3 protein-coding genes and 1 pseudogene are annotated in these 1,638 nt (G+C 73.9%); all 4 read left to right on the forward strand.

The window, feature by feature from the left end; all coding sequences use genetic code 11:
- A pseudogene (locus QOL99_RS15840) lies at nt 1-197 on the forward strand (hypothetical protein); the annotation flags it as partial.
- Nucleotides 198-219: 22 nt separating this feature from the next.
- The gene (locus QOL99_RS15845; RefSeq protein WP_285525243.1) at nt 220-459 is read left to right on the forward strand and encodes a KH domain-containing protein; all 240 of its coding nucleotides are present in this window, start codon (nt 220-222) and stop codon (nt 457-459) included.
- A gap of 10 nt (nt 460-469) precedes the next feature.
- Entirely contained in the window at nt 470-1,006 is a 537-nt protein-coding gene (gene rimM, locus QOL99_RS15850) for a ribosome maturation factor RimM (RefSeq protein WP_285525245.1), read from the forward strand.
- Nucleotides 1,007-1,013: 7 nt separating this feature from the next.
- On the forward strand, nt 1,014-1,638 hold a 625-nt coding region (gene trmD, locus QOL99_RS15855; protein ID WP_285525246.1), incomplete at its 3' end, for a tRNA (guanosine(37)-N1)-methyltransferase TrmD.

The raw sequence follows: 1,638 nt of genomic DNA on the forward strand, positions 1-1,638 counted from the left end.
CGGGGGGCCGCGTGCCGTTGCGCCGCGCCGTGCTGCGCCTGACCGTGCCCTTCAGCCTGCTGGGGCTGCCCGCCGTGGCCCTGCCGACCCCTGCCCCCTGGGTGGGCGTGCAGCTCGCCGGGCCGCGTGGAACGGACGACCGGGTGCTGGGGCTGGCGCGGGCGCTGACCGCTGGGGGGCTGAAAGCCAACCCCTGACCGCTCCCCTACAATGCCCCCCATGAAGACCGATCCCGTGGACCTGACCCTCTTTCTGGCGCAGAGCGTGGTGGACCAGCCCTCGCTGGTGCGGGCCTCGCGGCGCGGGCCGACCGTGATCGTGCGCGTCGGCCCCGGCGAGGAAGGCCGACTGATCGGGCGCCAGGGCCGGGTCATTCAGGCGATTCGCACGCTGGTGCGGGCCGCGACCGATCCCGCCGACCGCGTGAGCGTGGACCTCGACGCGCCGCGCAAAGGCTGAGGGTGGGCGCGTGAATCCGCCGGACGACACCACCCGGCTGGGCTATTTCCTGGGGCCGCACGGGGTCGCGGGCGGCGTGAAGGTCTACGTGCTGGGCGACGCCGCGCAACTGCTGGCGCTGCCGCGCGTGTGGGTGGAGGGCCGGGGCTGGCTGCGGGTGCGCCGCGCCGACCCGCTCGCGCCGGGCGTGGCGCTGCACCTCGGCGGAATCACCACCCGCGAGGGGGCCGAGGCGCTGCGCGGCGCGAACGTCTATGCCGACGACGCCGACCTTCCCCCGTTGCAGGAGGGCGAGTACTACTACCACGAGCTGCGGGGCCTTCCTGTGTACGGGCAGGCGGGCGAGCGGCTGGGCGAGGTCGCCGACGTGCAAGACGGCGGGCATCAGGACCTGCTGGTCGTCTCGCATCCGGCGGGCCAGGGCTTTTTGCCGCTTCAGGCCCCCTACGTCGAGGTGCGCCTGAACGCGCGAGGCCGCCCCGAGGCGGTCGCCCTGACGCCCGACGCCCCGGCCGGGCTGCTGGGCGAGGAGGAAGGGGAAGCGTGAGGGCCGCGTGCTGACGTTCTCCTTCCTGACCCTCTTTCCCGAGCTGCTCGCGCCCTTCGCCTCGGAGGCGATTCTGGGCAAGGCGGCGGCGCGGGGGCTGACCCACGTGAACCTCGTCAATATGCGGGACTTCGCGGACAACAGGCACGCGAAGGTGGACGACACCCCCTACGGTGGGGGCGCGGGCATGGTCATCCGGGTCGACGTGGCCGAGCGGGCGCTGGCGAGCCTGCCGCCCGCCGACGAGGTGATCCTGTTCACGCCCGCCGGGGAACGCTTCACCCAGCGCACGGCGGAGGAGCTGAGCCAGAAGACCCACCTCGCCTTCCTGTGCGGGCGCTACGAGGGTTTCGACGCGCGGGTGGAGACGCTGGTGACACGCGAACTCAGCGTCGGGGACTTCGTCATGATGGGCGGCGAGGCGGCGGCGGCCTGCGTGCTGGAGGCGGTCGCGCGGCTGCGTCCCGGCGTGCTGGGCGACGCGGCCTCGCACCGGGACGACTCCTTTTCCAGCGGGCTGCTGGACTATCCCGAATACACCCGGCCCCCCGAATGGCGCGGCCACGCGGTGCCCGACGTGCTCAGAAGCGGGGACCACGGTGCCGTCGCCCGCTGGCGGCGCGAGCAGGCGC

The sequence above is a fragment of the Deinococcus rhizophilus genome, from assembly GCF_030271215.1.
GTDB classification, from domain to species: domain Bacteria; phylum Deinococcota; class Deinococci; order Deinococcales; family Deinococcaceae; genus Deinococcus; species Deinococcus rhizophilus.

Coding starts and splice junctions, on each gene's coding strand:
- QOL99_RS15845 (WP_285525243.1), top strand. CDS start 220: ATGAAGACCGATCCCGTGGACCTGACCCTCTTTCTGGCGCAGAGCGTG.